16 protein-coding genes are annotated in these 18638 nt (G+C 51.3%); 6 read left to right on the top strand and 10 right to left on the bottom strand.

All coding sequences use genetic code 11. The features are described 5' to 3' along the window. Window positions 1–8 precede the first annotated feature (8 nt). The 3 genes from lhgD to OGV52_RS11305 all read right to left on the bottom strand — a co-directional run bounded on the left by lhgD (window position 9) and on the right by OGV52_RS11305 (window position 3136). Window positions 9–1277 carry an L-2-hydroxyglutarate dehydrogenase gene (gene lhgD / locus OGV52_RS11315; RefSeq protein ID WP_016157289.1) on the bottom strand — a complete coding sequence of 423 codons (1269 nt, stop codon included), beginning with the start codon at window positions 1275–1277 and terminating at the stop codon, window positions 9–11. 19 nt (window positions 1278–1296) lie between these two features. Then, window positions 1297–2274, bottom strand: coding sequence for a glutarate dioxygenase GlaH (gene glaH, locus OGV52_RS11310; protein ID WP_016154132.1), 978 nt, complete (start codon window positions 2272–2274; stop codon window positions 1297–1299). 259 nt (window positions 2275–2533) lie between these two features. Continuing rightward, complete coding sequence (locus OGV52_RS11305) at window positions 2534–3136, bottom strand: short chain dehydrogenase (protein ID WP_287108532.1); 603 nt, start codon at window positions 3134–3136, stop codon at window positions 2534–2536. Between the two features lie 98 nt (window positions 3137–3234). Between OGV52_RS11305 and OGV52_RS11300 the strand changes: the two genes are divergently transcribed. After that, on the top strand, window positions 3235–4125 hold the full coding sequence (locus OGV52_RS11300; protein WP_016157283.1) for a LysR substrate-binding domain-containing protein: 891 nt from the start codon (window positions 3235–3237) through the stop codon (window positions 4123–4125). A gap of 43 nt (window positions 4126–4168) precedes the next feature. Here the strand turns inward: OGV52_RS11300 and OGV52_RS11295 are convergent, their stop codons facing one another. Genes OGV52_RS11295 through OGV52_RS11285 form a run of 3 tightly spaced genes read right to left on the bottom strand, consistent with a single transcriptional unit; the run spans window position 4169 to window position 7120 of the window. After that, window positions 4169–5683 carry a tripartite tricarboxylate transporter permease gene (locus OGV52_RS11295; RefSeq protein ID WP_016154129.1) on the bottom strand — a complete coding sequence of 505 codons (1515 nt, stop codon included), beginning with the start codon at window positions 5681–5683 and terminating at the stop codon, window positions 4169–4171. Between the two features lie 10 nt (window positions 5684–5693). Next, window positions 5694–6128 carry a tripartite tricarboxylate transporter TctB family protein gene (locus tag OGV52_RS11290; RefSeq protein ID WP_087050849.1) on the bottom strand — a complete coding sequence of 145 codons (435 nt, stop codon included), beginning with the start codon at window positions 6126–6128 and terminating at the stop codon, window positions 5694–5696. A 14-nt stretch (window positions 6129–6142) separates the two neighbouring features. Beyond that, a complete protein-coding gene (locus OGV52_RS11285; RefSeq protein ID WP_080859118.1) occupies window positions 6143–7120 on the bottom strand; it encodes a Bug family tripartite tricarboxylate transporter substrate binding protein in 978 nt (325 codons plus the stop codon). Between the two features lie 153 nt (window positions 7121–7273). Between OGV52_RS11285 and tctD the strand changes: the two genes are divergently transcribed. Next, a complete protein-coding gene (gene tctD, locus OGV52_RS11280; RefSeq protein ID WP_016157281.1) occupies window positions 7274–7948 on the top strand; it encodes a transcriptional regulator TctD in 675 nt (224 codons plus the stop codon). Further along, on the top strand, window positions 7935–9386 hold the full coding sequence (locus OGV52_RS11275; protein ID WP_047499479.1) for a sensor histidine kinase: 1452 nt from the start codon (window positions 7935–7937) through the stop codon (window positions 9384–9386). Before tctD ends, OGV52_RS11275 begins: the two co-directional genes overlap by 14 nt. Here OGV52_RS11275 and OGV52_RS11270 read toward each other — a convergent pair. Genes OGV52_RS11270 through OGV52_RS11255 form a run of 4 tightly spaced genes read right to left on the bottom strand, consistent with a single transcriptional unit; the run spans window position 9379 to window position 14336 of the window. Then, window positions 9379–10461: a fimbrial protein gene (locus OGV52_RS11270; RefSeq protein WP_046274859.1), complete on the bottom strand. Its 1083-nt coding sequence runs from the start codon at window positions 10459–10461 to the stop codon at window positions 9379–9381. The two genes, OGV52_RS11275 and OGV52_RS11270, sit on opposite strands and share 8 nt — an antisense overlap. Before the next feature lie 10 nt (window positions 10462–10471). Beyond that, window positions 10472–13024 (bottom strand): fimbria/pilus outer membrane usher protein, encoded by a 2553-nt coding sequence (locus OGV52_RS11265; protein ID WP_287108529.1) that lies wholly within the window; start codon window positions 13022–13024, stop codon window positions 10472–10474. Between the two features lie 13 nt (window positions 13025–13037). Next, window positions 13038–13709 carry a fimbrial biogenesis chaperone gene (locus tag OGV52_RS11260; protein WP_103766772.1) on the bottom strand — a complete coding sequence of 224 codons (672 nt, stop codon included), beginning with the start codon at window positions 13707–13709 and terminating at the stop codon, window positions 13038–13040. Window positions 13710–13763: 54 nt separating this feature from the next. Next, window positions 13764–14336, bottom strand: coding sequence for a fimbrial protein (locus tag OGV52_RS11255; protein WP_047499486.1), 573 nt, complete (start codon window positions 14334–14336; stop codon window positions 13764–13766). A 1049-nt stretch (window positions 14337–15385) separates the two neighbouring features. Between OGV52_RS11255 and OGV52_RS11250 the strand changes: the two genes are divergently transcribed. The 3 genes from OGV52_RS11250 to OGV52_RS11240 are packed head-to-tail and all read left to right on the top strand — an operon-like array spanning window position 15386 to window position 18636. Then, window positions 15386–16801 (top strand): undecaprenyl-phosphate glucose phosphotransferase, encoded by a 1416-nt coding sequence (locus OGV52_RS11250; RefSeq protein WP_047499487.1) that lies wholly within the window; start codon window positions 15386–15388, stop codon window positions 16799–16801. Further along, window positions 16791–18077: an outer membrane beta-barrel protein gene (locus OGV52_RS11245; RefSeq protein WP_046274862.1), complete on the top strand. Its 1287-nt coding sequence runs from the start codon at window positions 16791–16793 to the stop codon at window positions 18075–18077. The genes OGV52_RS11250 and OGV52_RS11245 overlap by 11 nt, the downstream gene beginning before the upstream one ends. Window position 18078: 1 nt before the next feature. Then, window positions 18079–18636, top strand: a complete 558-nt coding sequence (locus tag OGV52_RS11240; protein ID WP_016154118.1) for a polysaccharide biosynthesis/export family protein — start codon at window positions 18079–18081, stop codon at window positions 18634–18636. The last annotated feature ends 2 nt before the right edge of the window (window positions 18637–18638 follow it).

Genomic DNA, 18638 nt, shown 5'->3' with positions numbered 1-18638 from the left:
AAATCGTTTTAACGGGTGAATGCGGCGTGTAATGTTTCCACGCTACGTGCCGCACGCAGCGTGCGTCCGGGATTACTCTGGTTCTCCAGCAGCGCATGAACTTTGCTGACAATATGCGCGCCGATAGGGATCGCCGACGTTGCTGCCGGAGAAGGCGCGTTACAGGTGTGAATTGAGCGTGGCGTGGTGACAAACAGGAAATCGTCGATTAGCTTGCCGTCCGGCGACACAGCCTGTGCCCGCACGCCTGCAGGCCAGGGCTGCAGATCCTTGAGCGTCAGACTCGGGCAGTACTTTTGTACCAGCCGCAGATAACCGCTTTTGCACAGCGAATTCTTCATTTCGCCAAGTCCTGAGCGCAGGTTGTTTTGCAGCACGCGACGAATGCCGGAAGAGCTGAGGATCTCCAGCGTATCGCTGAGCGAGAAGTCGCGTTTACGGTAGCCTTCACGTTTAAATGCCAGTACCGCGTTGGGGCCCACGGTGACGCTGCCGTCAATCATCCGGGTCAGATGAACGCCGAGAAACGGCATCGCCGGGTCGGGGATGGGGTAGATCAGATGGTTGACTATCTGGTTATGTTCTGACGCCAGACGGAAATATTCGCCACGGAACGGACAAATGATAAAGCCGGGTTCAACGCCGAGCATTTTCACTAGTCGGTCCGCCATCAGGCCAGAGCAGCTAATCAGCGTCGCTCCCTCAAATTCCTGACCCTGACGGGTATGTACGACAACGCCCGCAGCGTGCTCTTTTAGCGCGCTGACCTCAGCGTTGTAGATAATCTCACCGCCTTTGGCCTGAAATATCTTCGCCATCGCAGCGGTGACTTCGCGGTAGCTGACGATCCCGCTCGACGGAACAAAAATACCGCCCAGCCCGGTGATGTTGGGTTCACGCTCGCGAAGCTCCTGCGCATTCAGCCATTCGCGCTCAAGGCCGTTAGCGGCGGTGCGATCCCACAGCGCGCGCATGCGCTCCATTTCCAGTTCGGAGGTGGCAACCAGCATTTTTCCGCAGACGTCGTAGCGGATGCCGTTTTGATCGCAAAAGGCTTTTGTGGCGCGATTTCCGGCCAGGCAAAACTGCGCCTTCAGGCTGCCGGGGGTGTAATAGACCCCGGCATGAATTACGCCGCTGTTGTGGCCCGTCTGATGACAGGCCGGGCCGGACTCTTTTTCCAGCAGCGCGATTCTGGCGTCCGGATAGACATCAATCAGCTGCATGGCGGTCGACATGCCGATAATGCCGCCGCCAATAATCACAAAATCATACATCCGCTTTATTCCTTCGCGCTTACTGATGAGTCTGGTAGTGGTTTGTCGCGTAAGCGAAATAACCACGCTGGCGCATCAGCTCGCGGCGCAGGTCAGGATGCGAGGTGAAGCGATCGCGACCGTGCAACCAGAACAGGTTGTTGATTAGCAGGAATTTACCGACTGAAACCGGAACGGAAATAATGGCCTTGCTGGTTTCCAACGCATCGGACAAATCGCTCAGCCAGACGCCTTCTTCATAATCTTTTGGCTGGACGAACTGGTCGATGTAGCGCATCACCGGGCGGCCCTGCTGGTCAACGTCAAACACCGGATGGAACACTTCCTGGCTGACGTTTTTGCTTGGCGGTGCGGCAAAGCGCATGGCGCGACGCGCCAGCGGGTGGGTAAAGTACTGATCCAGATGTTCCCAGTCGTCGAGGTGCAGCAGCAGCGAGTTACCGCCGGTCATGTTCTGCTCGTCAATCTTCATCATCAGCACATAGTCGGTGATTTCTTCGAGGTAGGTTCCGTCGTTATGCAGCTCCATTACACGGTGCGGCTGGCGCAGATAGCTGTCTGAGTTATCAACGTTTTTCACCACAAAACGGGCATAGTATTGACCGCTCATCGCATCAAAATTGGAGCGCCCGATAAGATGCGCTACCGCCGTCGCCAGCTTGACCATCTCTTCAGCCTGTGCCACATCATCCACGCCAACGGCGTTGATCAGTAGTGCGCCTTCGGCACGATCGAGCAACGTTTTCAGCAGCAAAGGCTGCAACTGATTACCGCACAGGTCGTCGAGGATCTTGCCCACTTTGAAGCGCAGGAAGGATTTGTATTCCAGTGCCTGCACCGGCCACTGCGCTACGGCTTTCAGAAATTGCTCAGTGGTCTCAGCGGAAAAAGTCAGCTCCAGCAGGCGTGGGGACTGGGCTGATGGTTTCAACGTGAAACCGCTGTAGTGCTGGGCTGGATCATCAGCGTTCGGTTTTACGGCAGTCAGTGCGTTCATCAAATCGTTCCTCTCAGTAGATTGTCAGGGAGATATGGCGCAGCTCGTTTCGTAGCCATAAATTAAAAATATCTACATTTTTGAAAAACGCGCACAGAATGGGCTTATTTGTTTATTATTTGTGATCAAAAACAACAATTATTTAACATTATAAAAAGTGAGGTTAAGTGCGGGGAGGAGAAGGGATGACAGGTAATGTTATTTTAAAACAAAGAGTTAATTATGCGCCGCTGAGGGTAACTCAACGGCAGCAGCAAAGTCAGTAACCGACTTTATAAATGCGCCCGGTTTGGATGCCTTCCACGCTGCGGCGATAGGCGTTGGCAACGGTAGCGGCGGGGACGCTTTCAAAGCCTGGGAAGAAACCATCGTATGCTTCGGCGGATTCACTGAGTACGGTTGGGCTTATCAGGTTTATGCGCTGACCACGACCTAGCTCACAGGCAGCAGCGCGCACAAATCCTTCCAGCCCGGCATTGATCGTTGCTGCATTCGCCCCTTGTGCGATGGGTTCATGGGCGATAATGCCGCTAATTAGCGTAATCGAGCCGCCATCATTGAGGAAATGTTGCCCGGTTAATGCCAGACGTATCTGGCCTAACAGCTTATCCTGTAATCCCTGATTAAAGTCCTCGTCGGTCATTGTCGACAGCGGGCCAAAGAACAGGTTGCCGGTGGCGGAAACGATCGCATCTATCCGACCGACTTTTTCAAACAATGCCTCGACACTCTCCTGCGAGGTGATATCGACCTGGTAATCTCCCCGCGTGCGACCTACGCGGATCACCTCATGTTTACGGCTTAACGTTTCTGTAACTGCGCGCCCCACTGTACCGCTGGCACCAATAATGACGATTTTCATAACCACCTCCAGAATAGTGTGAGCCACTATTCTTTAATGAAAATGAAATCGGATAAACTGGCTATAAGTTAGATGATTACTAACCAGAGGTTTGTAATATGGATAAGCTGCGCGGCATGGAAACGTTTATCGCCGTGGTGGAGAGCGGAAGCTTTACCTCCGCGGCAACAAGACTCGAGATGTCTGCGGTGATGGTGGGAAAATATATCACCCAACTGGAAGCACAGCTCGGCACGCGTCTGCTGGAGCGCAATACTCGCCGCCAGAGCCTGACCGATGCCGGGCGTGTCTATTTTGAAGAAGCCCGCCGCGTGCTGGAGCAGGTGTCGATAGCTGAGCGTTCGGTAGAGCGTCTGCGGCTGGCCCCTGCGGGGACGCTGCGCATTAGCGCGCCTACTTCTTTTGGCGCTTGCGTTATCTCGCCGCTGGCCGCTGCGTTTTTACAGGCCTGGCCAGAGGTGCGCATTGAACTGGATCTGACCAACCGGATGGTTGATCTGGTGAATGAAGGCGTCGACCTGGCGATCCGTATTGGCGATATCCATCAGACTGATGTGGTGGCGAAATACCTGTGTCCTTACCGTATGGCGATCTGTGCATCAAAGGATTATCTTGCCCGTCATGGCACGCCCCTTACGCCAGCGGATCTGGTGGATCATCTGTGCCTGTCCCATACCGTGTGGACGGCTCGCAACGAATGGATACTGCCTGGCGTGACGGGCGAAGTCAGATGGAAGCGCGATGCGATCCTGCGCTGTAACGATGGTCATGGCCTGCGTATGGCGGCGGTAGCGGGGGCCGGACTGTTATTGCAACCGGAGGTGCTGCTGGCGCAAGAGTTGGCTACCGGGAAACTGATTCGGATATTGGAAAAGTTTACGCCGCAGCCGCGGCCGATTCATCTACTGTGGCGACAAGATTTGCGTCCGCTGCCCAAGCTGACGCGGTTTGTTGAGCACGTACTCAGTGCCGTTCAGGAATTAAGATGAAAATGCCGGATAAGGCGCGTCAGCGCCGCTATCCGGCATATTATTAGCTGATATCCACCTGCGGTTTGCTGTTACGTTTACGAATCAGGCGTAGTACTGGCGGGACCACGATAACCAGTACCGCCATCACCAGCAACACTTTCGCCACGCCGCTGGCCCACAGAATATCCATATTACCGTTACTGATAGACAGCGCCCGACGCAGGTTCTGCTCCAGCATTTCCCCGAGAACGAAGCCTAAAATCAACGGCGACATCGGGAAGTGCATTTTGCGCAATATGTAGCCCAGCACGCCGAGGGCAACCATCAGCACCAGATCGAAAGTGGTGCTGTGGACGGCATACACGCCCACCGCGGAGACTGCCGCGATAGCCGGTACCAAAAACCACAAGGGGATGGTCAGCATACGGGTAAACAGGCCGATCAACGGGATGTTCATCACCAGCAGCATCACGTTAGCAATCAGCAGCGCCGCAATCAGCCCCCAGACGATGTCCGGCTGTTCGGTGAACATGGCCGGACCCGGTGTGATATTGTACAGCGTCAGCGCGCCCATCATCACCGCCGTGGTGCCGGAGCCCGGTACGCCGAGCGTCAGCATCGGGATAAAGGAGCCACAGGCCGAGGCGTTGTTGGCGGCTTCGGGGGCCGCCACGCCGCGTATATCCCCTTTGCCGAAGCTGTCGCTATTGCCGCTGAGCTTTTTCTCGGTCATGTAGGTGATAGCGCTGGCAATGGTTGCGCCCGCGCCGGGAAGGACGCCGACGAAAAAGCCAATCACCGATGAACGCAGGGTTGCGCCAACGCACTGCGCACCTTCTTTGGCGTTAAATAACATGCGGCCCGTTTTACGCACCAGCGTCTGGCCACTGCTGGTATGTTCCAGCATTAACAGTATTTCAGAGACTGAGAACAGCCCAATCACTACCACGATAAACTGCACACCGTCGGAGAGATGAACGCTGTCAAAGGTAAAGCGATAAACCCCGGTATTGGCGTCTACGCCGACGGTCGCAAGGCCGAGACCGATAAGCGCTGCCAGAAATGATTTCAGCGGGTTTTGCGCCATCATGCTGCCAAGGCAGGCAATGGCGAAAACCATTAAGGCAAAGTATTCCGCCGGACCGAAGGCCAGCGACCATTGGGCTAACGCCGGGGCAAACAGAATGATGCCGCCGATAGCGATAAGCGAACCAATGAAAGAGCTGACCGCCGAGATAGAGAGCGCAACGCCGCCGCGGCCTTGCTGCGCCATCGGGTAGCCATCCAGCGCGGTCATAATCGCCGCCGCATCGCCGGGAACATTCAGCAAGATGGAGGAGATACGTCCGCCGTATTCACAACCTATGTAGACCGTAGCCAGCAGGATCAGCGCAGATTCTGCTGGCAGATGCAAAGCGAACGCCAGAGGCAGCAGGATCGCCACGCCGTTAATGGGTCCAAGACCAGGCAACAGCCCGACAATGGTACCGACAAAACAGCCAATCAGGGCGATGACCAGGTTTTCCGGCGTCATGGCCACCGCGAAACCCTGAGAAAGATAAATCCAGGTATCCATCGTTTCTCCGTTAACCCAGCCAGGCGCCGAGTGGTAAGGTGACGTCAAGCAGTCGGTCAAAGGCATACCACAGCAGAATGCCGAGTACCGCGCCGGAAATCCCCGCAGCCGGAATGGTTGCGCCGAACAGCATGCCAATCACCACGGTGAGAATGGCGGTGGCGATGGGAAAACCGAGCCATTCGAAACCCCAGGCGTACATCAACAGAACAATCACCATCGTCAGCAGCTTTTGCAGCACGTGACGGCGGGGCCAACTGATGGTGTCGGGATGGCGCAACAGCAGTGCCACGGCGCATACCAGCATCAGGCTGATAATGCCAAGCGGAAAGGGACGCGGCCCAACCGGCTCATAGCTGTATTCGCTGGTGATTTGCCAGGCCACGAACAGCCCGGCTATACAGAGCAACAGCCAGATACCTGCAAAAATACGATCGCTCATCATCTTTGCCTCTGCGCTTATTTCGCCAGACCGAAGGCTTTCGCCTGCTCACGGTAATCCGTGACCTGCTTTTTCACGTATTCGTCGAGCTGCTTACCGCTCATGTTGAATTCAAACAGGCCGCGCAGATCGCGCTGCTTTTTAAACTCATCGGTCTGCTGGAGTTTGTTAAAGGCATCAACCCACCACTGATACTCGGCGTCGCTGACTTTTGGTCCAACGTAGAAGCCACGAATGATGGGCCACACGAGGTCATAACCCTGCTCTTTGGCGGTTGGCACGTTAGCTAACTGGCCTGGCAGACGTTCATCAGAGAACACGGCGAGCACGCGGATTTTGTCGCCGCTAAGATAAGGCACCATCTCGCTGAGATCGCCGGAAACCACCTGGACGTGATTCCCCATCAGCGCGGTGACCGGTTCGCCGCCGCCCTCAAAGGCCACATAGCGCATCTTGTGTGGATCGACGTTGGCTTTTTGCGCCAGCAGCGCCGACTTCATCCAGTCCTGACTACCGATAGAGGCGCCTGCGCCAATGACCACGCTGTTAGGATCTTTCTCCATTGCCGTCAGCAGATCTTTCAGCGTTTTCCAGGGTGAGTCCTGGCGTACGGCAATCATGCCGTAGTCAGTGCCCACGCTTGCCAGCCAGCGGACATCATCAACGCCGTAGCGACCAAACTTCCCTTGTGACAGGTTCAGCAGCGAGCCGCCGGAGAATGCCACTACGGTACCCGCTTCAGCCGGACGTTGCGCGACGATCGCGTTATAGGCCACGGCGCCAACGCCGCCGGGCATGTAGGTAACGCGCATCGGTTTTTCGATAGCGCCGGTTTCCATCATGCTCACTTGAATCAACTTACAGGTGAGATCGAAACCACCGCCAGGTTTAGCAGGGGCGATACATTCTGTGCGCGATGGCGCTTGTTCCGCCAGAACAGAGGTACTCATCAGTAAAATGCTTGCAGTAAGGGTACGAAGTAACTGTTTTTTCATTGTTTATCCTCACGCCGGAAAACCGGATTTTCGGGTACGGAAGAAGATTTTTGTGATTATGTGAGCCGATGTGTAGCAGTTCGGTTGCGTGATTGTTAAAACATTAACCTTTCAATTCCCTTTCAATGCGGCAGAAACTTTACAGGATGTGATATGCGTCTCTTATTAGCGGAAGATAACCGTGAGTTAGCTCACTGGCTGGAGAAAGCGCTGGTGCAAAACGGTTTTGCCGTCGACTGCGTTTTTGATGGCCTGGCGGCCGACCATCTTTTACATAGCGAAACGTACGCGCTGGCGGTGCTGGACATCAATATGCCGGGACTGGATGGTCTTGACGTCGTTCAGCGCCTGCGCAAACGCGGGCAGACGCTTCCTGTGCTGCTGTTGACGGCGCGCAGCGCGGTGGCCGATCGGGTGAAAGGATTGAACGTCGGGGCCGATGATTATCTGGCAAAACCGTTTGAAATCGAGGAGCTGGATGCGCGGCTGAGGGCTTTGCTACGCCGCAGCGCGGGGCAGGTGCAGGGCATACAGCAACTGGGCGAACTGGCGTTTCACGATGAGGGTTATTTTCTGTTGCAGGGGCAGCCGCTGGCGCTCACGCCGCGCGAACAGGCATTGCTGACGGTGCTGATGTACCGTCGATTGCGACCGGTTTCGCGTCAGCAGTTGTTTGAACAGGTCTTCAGTCTAAACGATGAGGTCAGCCCCGAAAGCATTGAATTGTACATCCATCGTCTGCGTAAAAAGCTACAGGGAAGCGATGTGCGCATCGCCACGCTGCGCGGGCTGGGCTATGTGCTGGAGCGTAGCGATGAAGTGGGTTAAACCCCAATCGTTGTACCTGCAACTGCTGATGTTTCTGGGTTTGCCGCTCATGTTGTTGTGGGGGTTGTCGGCATTTAACAGCTATGTCAGCGCGCTACAGGCGGCGACGCAGGCGTATGACCGGACGCTGCTCTCGTCTGCCAGAACCGTCTCCGAGCGACTGGTGGTGCACAACAAACAGCTGGAAGTGAATGTGCCGTGGGTGGTGCTGGACAGCTTTGAGCTGAATATGAACGACAGGTTGTATTACAAGGTGGTCGATCCGGCGGGGAAGGTTATCTCAGGTTATGACGATTTACCTGCGATGCCGCCTGCGACATCGCGTACGCGGCTTTATCCGGCGCTGGCGTGGTTTTATCACACTGAATATCGCGGGGAGGCAATTCGCGTGGCGCGTCTGCTGCAGCCCGTCAACGAGGGCGGCATTATCGGCATGGCGGAGATTTATGTCGCCGAAACGCTGCAATCGCGACGTTACCTGGCGCGACAGCTGCTGTTTTCCTCGTGGGTTTCGCAAGGGCTGCTGGTGCTGCTCACGCTGGTGCTGGTCGGCTGGCTGCTGCGTCGGGTGTTACGCCCGATGCGCCAGCTGTCATCGCTGATGGTGCGTCGCGAGCCTGGGCTGTTGACGCCGCTGCCGGAGCTGCTGCCGTGGTCGGAAACCCGTCTGTTGATTGTGGCATTCAACCGTTATCTGGAACGACTTCGCGGCCTGATCTCTCGCCAGGAGCGCTTCAGCGCGGATGCTTCCCATCAGCTTAAAACGCCGCTGGCGGTGCTAAAAACTCAGGCGTCGGTGGCCCTCGCCAGCCAGCAGCCGCAGCAATGGTATGAGAGTCTGCAAGCCATGAGCTCCACGCTGGACAACACCATTCAACTGACGGAAAGGCTGTTACAGCTGTCGGCTGTGAAGCGCAAAGAGCAAGGAGAAAGGCACTTCTCGCCGGTTAATTTGTATGAGGTGGTGCAAAGCAGTTGTTTCACGCGACTGGCGCAGGCGCGCAGTAAAGGGATCGATCTGGGCTATGAAGGGGAACAGGATGTGGTGTGGATTGAGGGCGATGAAGTCCTGCTTGGCGAACTGTGCGGGAATCTGCTGGATAACGCACTGAAATATACGCCGCCGCATGGTGTGGTAACCGCCCGTCTGCTGCGAAAAGGAGAGGCGGTGGTGCTGGTGGTTGAAGATAGCGGGCCGGGTATCGATGAGCAGATGGTGCACCAGGCGCTGCTACCGTTTCATCGCCTTGATAACGTCGGTAATGTCCCTGGCGCCGGGATAGGCCTGGCGCTGGTCAACGACATTGCTCGTCTGCACCGCACGCACCCTCAGCTATCACGGAGTGAAACATTAGGCGGGTTAAGCGTACGACTGCGGTTTTTATGCCTGGTGCGAGACGCGCAGGACGATCAGCATCGTCCTGCGCCTGTTATTTAAAGGTCACCGTCGCATTGACAGGGATACTAAATGTGCCGGGTTGGGGAGGATTCTTCAGCCAGAACAGGGTTGCCATGAACTCTTTGCGTCGGCTGTCGCTCTGGTTGGTAAACGCGCTGCTGGCAAAATCGATACGGTTGCCGCTGATAATGTCCCCGGAGCCGGGGTGTGCAGCATCCTGGAGCGTAACGCCGATATCTGGCGTCCCCTGACCGGTAAAAACTGCGCCGCTGTTGCTTGTGGTGCCGGTAAACGTTACCGCGTAGTTGATGCCGCGACATTCATGCTTCCCGGCGGCTTCTGCGGCAATAACGGCAAACTGTTTACTGTGGCTGTTATCTTTTCCCACTTTTGCTTCGGTAATGCTGATCCTGCCAAACTCGACGGTATCCGTTCCTTTGTCAGAGCTGATAGAGACGATCGGTTCGCAGTTGATATAACTGATGTTATTCAGGCCATTAAGCGCGGGGCCAAAGTTTTTTGCCGGATTGCTGGTGGAGCAATGCGAACCGCAGGCGTTAATGCTGCCAATACCGTCGACGACGAAAACTTTGTTGATGGTGCGACCGGCCAGCGCAGGCAAAGGATCCGGAAGTTTTCCGGTAGCGACCAGACTGAGGTTAAAGGTGAAAGAAAATGTTTGTGGGCGCGCCTGGCAGTCACTGGAATGGCTGTGGTTATTACTGCTGCAGTAGTTGTCTGAACGTGTTCGGGGCAACGTTGCCTGATATTGGGTGGTGACGGCCTGGGCGCTTTGATCGTAGGGGCGACCATCAATGCTCACCACCAGTTTCATATTGGTTCCCTGCAGAAAATGCGCAAACTCATGATCAGGGTCGATGTAGATTCTGGCGGCTTCGCCGTGGGGCATATAGTCTGTGTCGCGGCAAGTGACGCTAACGGTTTGTGGATTGGACACCCAAACGGTGTCCCCAGCGGTGGTACTGTGGCTGATTTTAATGGGATCAACGTGTACGGAGACGCTGTTTGCTGTACAGGTAACCGCATAGCTTGCACTACTGAATATCGGCAAACAAAGCAGCACCACGAGTTTAACTATTTTTAACGGATTCATTGATTGCACCTTACGAGCCGACGCACTGGGCGGTAATTTGTGTATATCCGATTTTCTTCACCGGCTGGTTATGGTTATCCGGCATTTGAATAAAGCAGTGTTCATTTGCGTGGGAGCCCCAGCGCACTTCCAGGCGAGAATTGTCTTCCACGCCGCTGGCATACAGTGCGCCATGCATACCGACCAGACCGTGGCTACGACCTTTGGTATCTCGTACGTTCGCGCCGACCGGGGGGGCAATGTTGCCGGGCATGACGGCATTTACCAGATAGTTGCGGCCGCTGAAGGTTTCAAACACCACTTTGCCGATGGCTTTCTCTGTTGGAACAATTTTTTTCTGTGCCTGCGGAATATCCAGCCCGGCACCAATATCAGCGGTATTCAGACTCACCACGTTGTAATGCCATGCGTCTGCGGCGGTAAGGACCGCATAGCCGTTACCGTCAATGGCCACGCCATTTTGTTGCTGGATATGGACACCGTTGGCATTTTTGGCCTCGACCAACACCATGGTGTCGCCAGGAGAGTGCATGAGCGTCACGCCGCCTGCGTGCAGCATTGCCCCGCCGCTGATGCCCATATTCATATTCTGGTAGTTGCGTCCTGCGCTGTAGCCCCCCTGAACATTCATCTTATCGCCTTGCCAGGCGGCGTTAACCCCGGCAGAGGAATCCTGTCGATCGGTGGTACTGCCCTGAACGCCCCAGCTCAGACGATCGTCAAATGCTGTATTGCTGTAGCTGGTGGAGTAGCTGTCGCCATTCTGCTGGCTATGCATGATGTTGGTGGAGACAAAGCCGCGGCTATCCATGAAATCGAATGGAATGGAAAGCGTCAGGTTGATACTGCGGTCCTGGTAGTCGTACTGGTTACGGGTATCCTGTACATAAACGCTCCAGTTGATTTTCCCCAGTGTATCGTTGTAACCCAGCTGTATCGTGCGGTCGTGACTCCCGTTGTGCCAGTAGTTTTGCTGGCTGGCGCTGACGTAAAGAGAGGCGTTATCCCACAAACGCTGGTTAACAGAGACCTCAAAACGTTGGCGGCGATTATTGTAGTTAGTGGTGTAGTAATGCTTTTTGTTGTGCTCTTCGCCAGGAAAACGCAGCTGTTGATTCGGGTCGTCATAGGCGATGTCGTAATAGCCCGAGGACCAACTGTTATGCTCGTTAATGGTGTCGCTAAAGCTGTAATAACCGGAGGTATTGTAGCGGTAGCCTACCAGACGGAAATCCGTACCGTACTGGTTCAGCGATTTGGAGTATAAGAAACGGTAACTTTGTCCTGTGGACGCATCTCCACTGGCAAGCTGCGCTCTGGCGGTAGTGATATCGAAAGAGATCGCGCCGAACTGGTGCAGATCCTGAGCGATCCCGGTGGCAATCGCATTATAGCTTTCTGCGGTCAGGAAACCACCGTACAACGTGGAGCCAAAGCTGAGACCATAACTCAATGTGCCTTGAACAAAGCGGGGCCGCCAGCCGCCGCTGTAACCGTCGCGGTATTCCCCTGCCGTAAACTGAAAGCGGTTGTTACCTGCACGCAGCATGTTCGGGACCGCCGAATAAGGCACACTGAAATTACGCCGACTGCCATCGGCTTCAATAACGCTGACGTTCAGGTCGCCGCTTTGGTTGCTGGGGTTGATATCGTCAATGTCAAACGCGCCTGGCGCGACGTTTTTACTGTAAATCAGATAGCCATTTTGACGGATTTCGATTGTGGCATTGCTATTGGCGACGCCGCGAACGACTGGCGCAAAATCGCGTTGGCTATCAGGCAACATGTTTTCATCGCTGGTGAGTTGTGCCCCGGTAAACTGGATGCTGTCAAATACATCGTCGTCCGTATAGGTTTGCCCGAAGCGCAAGCGGCTACGCAGCGCAATAATATTACGTTCCACCCACGTGGAAACCGCCTGCCATTGACGGCCTGAACCGCTGGCATAGCTGAAAGTAGACTGGTTACGAAAATGCCATCCCGCCAGGTTTATACCGTTGGCAAAACTGGCAAAAACAGAGTCATGATCCTGGCCCTGTTCAATCAGGTGCGTCGTATTGGCGTTGTAGCCGACAAAAGCGGCATTAATCCCATCGTCATAGGCCGATTCAGGCACGGCGTCATGCGCAGTCGAAAGCAGAAAAGCTTCTGGCACTGAAATATCAATGCGCTGGTAGTTTGCATCTGCCGTCAGGCGGCTGTTTGCGATCAGCGCCGTGAGCTCCACGCAGGTATCGGCGTTACCTTCGGGGATTTTAATCCCGTATTTGCGCAGATCGTCCGCGCTCAGGCAAGGTTGCGGCTTGCCTTGTGGTTTACGTCTTTTAAAGTCAACATTGCGCGTTTCGACGAAGCTATGGTCAAGATATATATCGTATTCAAACGTGCCTTCGCTAAGTCCGTCATTACGGGCTATTTGCACTACGGAGGTAATATTTTGCGTACCATGTACAAAACGGGTATTAAACTGCGGCGTGCTGCTGGCGTATGCAGGTATGCACACGGCCAGCGTTGACAGCGTAAAGAGGGTGTACCGTTGCGGGTGCTTATTTTTTTTCATCATGTGCAACCCCAACTCAATTGCAAGATACCGGGACGTTATTAACCGCGTTAGTGCCGCCGTAATCATCTACCCAGCTAAAACCGATATGGCTGACTTTTTGCTGTGACAACGCAAACGTGCGTTCGCCATGCGGATTAATCATGTCGGCATCAATGTTTTCGCCGTTAATATGTAATTGCGTCAGGGAGATATGTAACGGCGTCGCATTGACCGCCCGCAGAGTATGACCGTGGCACTGCCACTGTAATTTCTCAACGGCTTCAGGTAGCGTCATATTCAGCCCAACAGGGCGATAAAATAGTTTGATGCGAATACGCTGCGCCAGCTGTAAGGTATTTTCTTCATTCTCGATGGTGGGGATTTCCTGCACATTAATCCACACTACAGATTCAACATCCTCAGGAAAGCCGTTGCCCTGATAAATAGCTCGCAACACGGCTGATTTATGGCCGTCAAGTTTCAGGATCGGAGGCGTAATTAACATTGGCAGATTGGCAGGTGTCTCATCCGGATTACCATTATCCAGCCACGTCTGTACCATATATGGCTTGTCTGTATTATTGTTGACGTCAAACATCGCCGCTTTATCGTTCTCATTATAAATAACGCGTGTTTGACCCAAATTAATTGCGCTGTGAGCGGTGCTAACCACACACAGCAACAGGTAAAAGAATATTTTATTCATCAGGTGCACTTTCCAGGTTCAGGGAAGAGTGCCATCCATAGCAATCAACGTCCGTTATTTATAAATGACGGTGTAATTCATATCCGCAGTGATCGTGCCAGCCGCAGGCAGCGTTGCGCCAATTTGCTGATATTTGGCGACCAGATCGATTTGTGCATCGCCATTTTGATCTGCTTTTAAGCTCACCTCATTACTACCGGAAGCGAAATCGAGGGCATGACCCGCTTGATCCACTTCGATGCCAACATCGGTGGCAGAAGCCGAGCCACGTTTCGCTTCCAGAAGTGCTGTGTTACTGCCAGGGGTTTTACCAGTAAAGACCACCACATAGCCGCTTCCTCCAGTTACCCCACTACAGCCGCTAAACTGCAACGTAAACGGAGTATCGCCGGTGCTAGAGCCCGCGCCGCTAAATAGCTGGTTGGTAACTTGTGGCAATGCCACTGTTTTACCTGGCTGGTTTGCTGTGCTCACCACGCAGGTACTGGCAACAATTTCACCGGTAAAATGGACCGTCGCGGTGGCTTTAGAACCTGTTGCGGCAGTGGTAACGTAATTCGCTGCTGCGCCAGCATTAGCGGCAAACAAAGCGACCAGTACACTGCTGGTAAGTGCAGTTTTCATCATCATAACTCCGTTAAATTTATTATTTACCCAGAAAAGTACTTGTCAGAGGCACAGATTCAGCTGGAGTTCATCAACGTCAAAAAATGATGTAGGACTTCATTTGAAAGAAATGATTAACGTGCGTAAATTGCTCAACAAGTAATCCGGCGCGGATATTATTTATTTGCGAAAAATAAGTAAACAAAATTTTTTGGCATCATTGAATGGCTTTGGAAGGTGTTTTTATATATATCTTAACAAAAGTGTATACATTGTTATCAATAATTCGTTGGGGCGATTTACGCTGCTTTTAACAAAATTTTAATGCTGTCATTTATTCTCTTCTCTTTATTTTAAATCGATATGTTGGTAAGCGCTGAAAATTCTGATGTTAAAGGTGTGTTCATGCAGAATGTTGACATTAGTAATATGTAACACGCATTTTCTCAATGATTGGCTATCGTTTTAATTGAAGTCATGCTTGCCGCTTCATCTCCTCGGATTTGCTACAATTATTTAAACTAAATTTTTTTTATTATTCGTTTTTTTTTTGAATTTTGAGCGTAAAAATGAAAACAATCCCATACTCCTCGTAAAGTACCTTATTTATAATAAGGTTGCTAATCATTGCTTTGTAAATGTGTTACTCAGCTATTTTTATGGTGGGAATTATAAATAGACTTATTGATTTCTTCTGTCGCTCTCCAGGACTCTCATCACTGACCGTAGCACAACGAGGTTTGGACAAAGTATTGCTTTTTGTAAGGTTAACCCGTTGTCAGGCGCTCATCATGTGATTCTAGCCACCAGTAGCTTATGAATTGTGATCTGTCAATGACGTTTATGTTGCAATTAATCATGTTTTTCAAGGATGAAATTAAAAAATATTACCAATAAATAGTCATCTAAATCATTGGGTTGCATTTGTATGGTGCGAAACCCATCACATTGTATTACATTGTTTTTTACATTTACTGACAGTGTGCCATTGCGTTTTTAAGACTTGTGATATAATTAGCAACATAAATGAGAAAAAAACAATTAAAGATCAATAAATAATGGGCTGAGATATGCTTAAAAAATCGCTAAAGATTAGCAGCCAGGGATATCCAGTCTTTTTAAAACTGGTCGATTTCATTGTAATCAATGCGACGTTAATTTTTAGCGCCCATCTGTTAGGTCTGGCACCATTTAACACCATTGCCATTCTGAGTATTCTCTTCTCAGTCTTTTTCTTACTGTTTGCTGAATACATTAAAATGTATCAACAAAAGATTAAGACGATCGGTTTACGTAATCAAAAACGGTTGGTTTTTTGTACGCTACTGGCAATTTTTCTGAACGAACTGGTCAGCATGACGGTGGCTGAACCCGAGTCTCTCGGCTACTTAGACAAACTGCCTTCCCCCTTTTATTCAGCGATTATTTACTGGTACTTCATCCCATTACCTTTTCTTTATTACATTCGCTTTTTCATTTTTAAATATTCAACGAAAAAGAGTATGCGCGTGGCGATTATTGGTCTGACTGACAATGGTCTGGCGGCAGAAAACGCGTTAATGGATGAATACGCTAATATCACATTAGATCTGGCTTTTTATGATGAGCGCGCCTTATCCCGCTGTGGCGATATCGTCGATAAGGTTAAAAGCCCCTTTCGTGGGCCGGTGATCAATCTGGTTGAGGAAGCCCGGCAGGGAAATATAGACGAAATCTACATCGCTTTACCGATGGTAGCTTTACAACGCATTCGTCATTTTTTGGCGATGATGTCAGACACCACCGTAGATACGTATATTGTTCCTGACTTCTACACCTACAGTAACAACATGTCCAAGCTGCGCTCCATTCACAACCTGCAAACTATTGGCATTTTTAGTTCGCCGTTTGAAGGGGCGGGGTCGTTTATCAAGCGGGCGGAAGATTTGGTACTTGGTAGCATCATTATGGTGATGATTTCTTCGCTGATGTTGGCCATTGCCATTGGAATCAAACTCACTTCCCGCGGGCCAGTCTTTTTCAAACAAGATCGGTATGGTCTTAGCGGGCAAAAAATTAAGGTCTGGAAGTTTCGCTCGATGCGCGTTATGGAGAACGCCGATACGGTTATTCAGGCCACTAAAAACGATCCGCGGGTAACCAAGTTTGGTAGTTTCTTACGCCGCACCTCACTGGATGAACTGCCGCAATTTATCAATGTATTGCAGGGAAGTATGTCGATTGTCGGTCCCAGACCTCATGCGGTTACGCATAATGAGCAGTACCGTAAACAGGTCGAAAATTACATGATCCGCCATAAAGTTAAGCCTGGGATCACCGGGCTTGCGCAGATCAACGGTTTCCGCGGGGAAATCGATGCGCTTTATAAGATGGAAAAAAGGGTTCAGTACGATATTGAGTACATTCAAAACTGGTCTTTATGGTTGGATATAAAAATTATTATTAAAACTATTTTCAAAGGATTTATCGGTAAGAATGCATACTAAATTACTCGTGATTACCGGAATCGTGATATCGCAGCCCGTATGGGCTGATTTAACACCGAAATCACACATTGGCTTTGCGGGGATCGACTTCCAGGGCAAGGTCGCTGTGGACTATGGTTATAATGATAACGTGTCTTATCAGCCACATAGCAGAGATGCTATCGGTTCCTCGTTTCAGAGCGCAGCGCCCGTTTTGAGTATGATCGGAGAGCGCGGTCAGGATAAGTATTTACTGATGTACTCCGGTGATTATCGTAACTACTCAAGCGATTCCGCTGATAACTATAACGATCATTTTTTCCGTTTTAACGGTGCCTGGCGCTATGGGCTCAAGCACGGCTTAACACTCAATCTGGAGGATACGCTTGGGCACGAATCCCGCGGTCGAGGGATCACTGAGGGGTTTCTACCGGGTCAATTCGAGCAGTATGGGATTAAATCTCCGCTGACGACGAATTTTATTAACAGTGAATTGCGCTACAGCTATGGCGCGCCGGATGGGCGCGGGAAAGCGGAACTGGCGTTGTTATACAAAAAACTGACATTCGGCAATACGTCTGACGCCCAGGAGAGTAGTGAAGATTTCTACAATTACATTCAGGAACAGGAATGGCACGAAAATAGCCTGGTGGCAGAAATTTTTGACCAATACACATCCAGAACGCGTTTTCGCTATAGCTTTATTACTAACCAGCGTCACTATGATAACAACTCAGAAAAAGACACTAATGAGTATTATTTGCTGTATGGCCTGAAGTCGCAGTTGACGGGAAAAACCAATGTCGACATGAATATTTCATGGTTGTACAAGACATTTGAAAACAACGCAAACTCGCATGATTTTAATGGTCTAAACTGGGATATAAAAGGGGAGTGGAAGCCGTTACAGCAGTCTGTTTTCACGGTGCACTCAGCGCAAAGCATTAAAGACCCATCGGAAGTTGGGGGATATATTTTAGTCACCCAGTATGGTCTTTCTTACCAGCACTTCTGGTTAGGCAACCGTTTTTCTACCTTGCTGGATTACTCATACACTTCAGAAGACTATAAAAAACAGAATAAAGATCGGCATGATAAAGATGGGGTATTTAGCGTAACCATGAGCTATGACTACACGCCGTCGGTCAATTTTGAGATTAAATATCAAATAGATACGTTGAATTCGAATAAGGATACTGATTCGTTTTATATCGGTCCCAACGACAATCAGGAAGTCATCAGAACGTTGGGTTATGATAATTCTATGATTATGCTTAAAGCTAAGGTTCAGATCTAAAATGAAAATAATAGAACTGTGCGCGGTTTTGCTATTCAGTATCCTGATGGTCGGATGCACAACGTCCAGCCCGAGATTAATGGACGATCCTGCTACTGTTCAGCAGGATTACCGACTTGGGGCTGGGGATACTGTCAATATCGCTGTTCATGGTCAACCCGATATGACGATGCGGTTTATTTTGGATAAGAGTGGGGAGATTAATTTCCCGTTTGTTGGTGCTCTTATATTAAAAGATAAAACTGTTGAACAGGTGACTAACGAATTAACTCAACGCCTGACCGGAGATTATTTTACTACTCCGATGGTGACGGTGAGTATTGCCGAGTTCCGTAAATACTATGTTTCTGGCGAGGTGAAAAGTCCGAATGGATTCGCTTATGAGCCAGGACTTACCGTCGAGAAATCTATTGCGCAGGCGGGGGGGTTTACAGATCGTGCTGACCGTCAAGATATCAACATTCGCCTGTCAGGTAGCAATCAGCTGCTTGAGAATGTTGATTTAACGCACTCTGTTCATCCTGGGGATGTCGTGATTATTGGCATGGGGTTCTTCTGACG

Source organism: Citrobacter sp. Cb041 (assembly GCF_030336655.1).
Taxonomy (GTDB): domain Bacteria; phylum Pseudomonadota; class Gammaproteobacteria; order Enterobacterales; family Enterobacteriaceae; genus Citrobacter; species Citrobacter braakii.
This window is presented reverse-complemented; position numbering and strand designations above follow the sequence as displayed.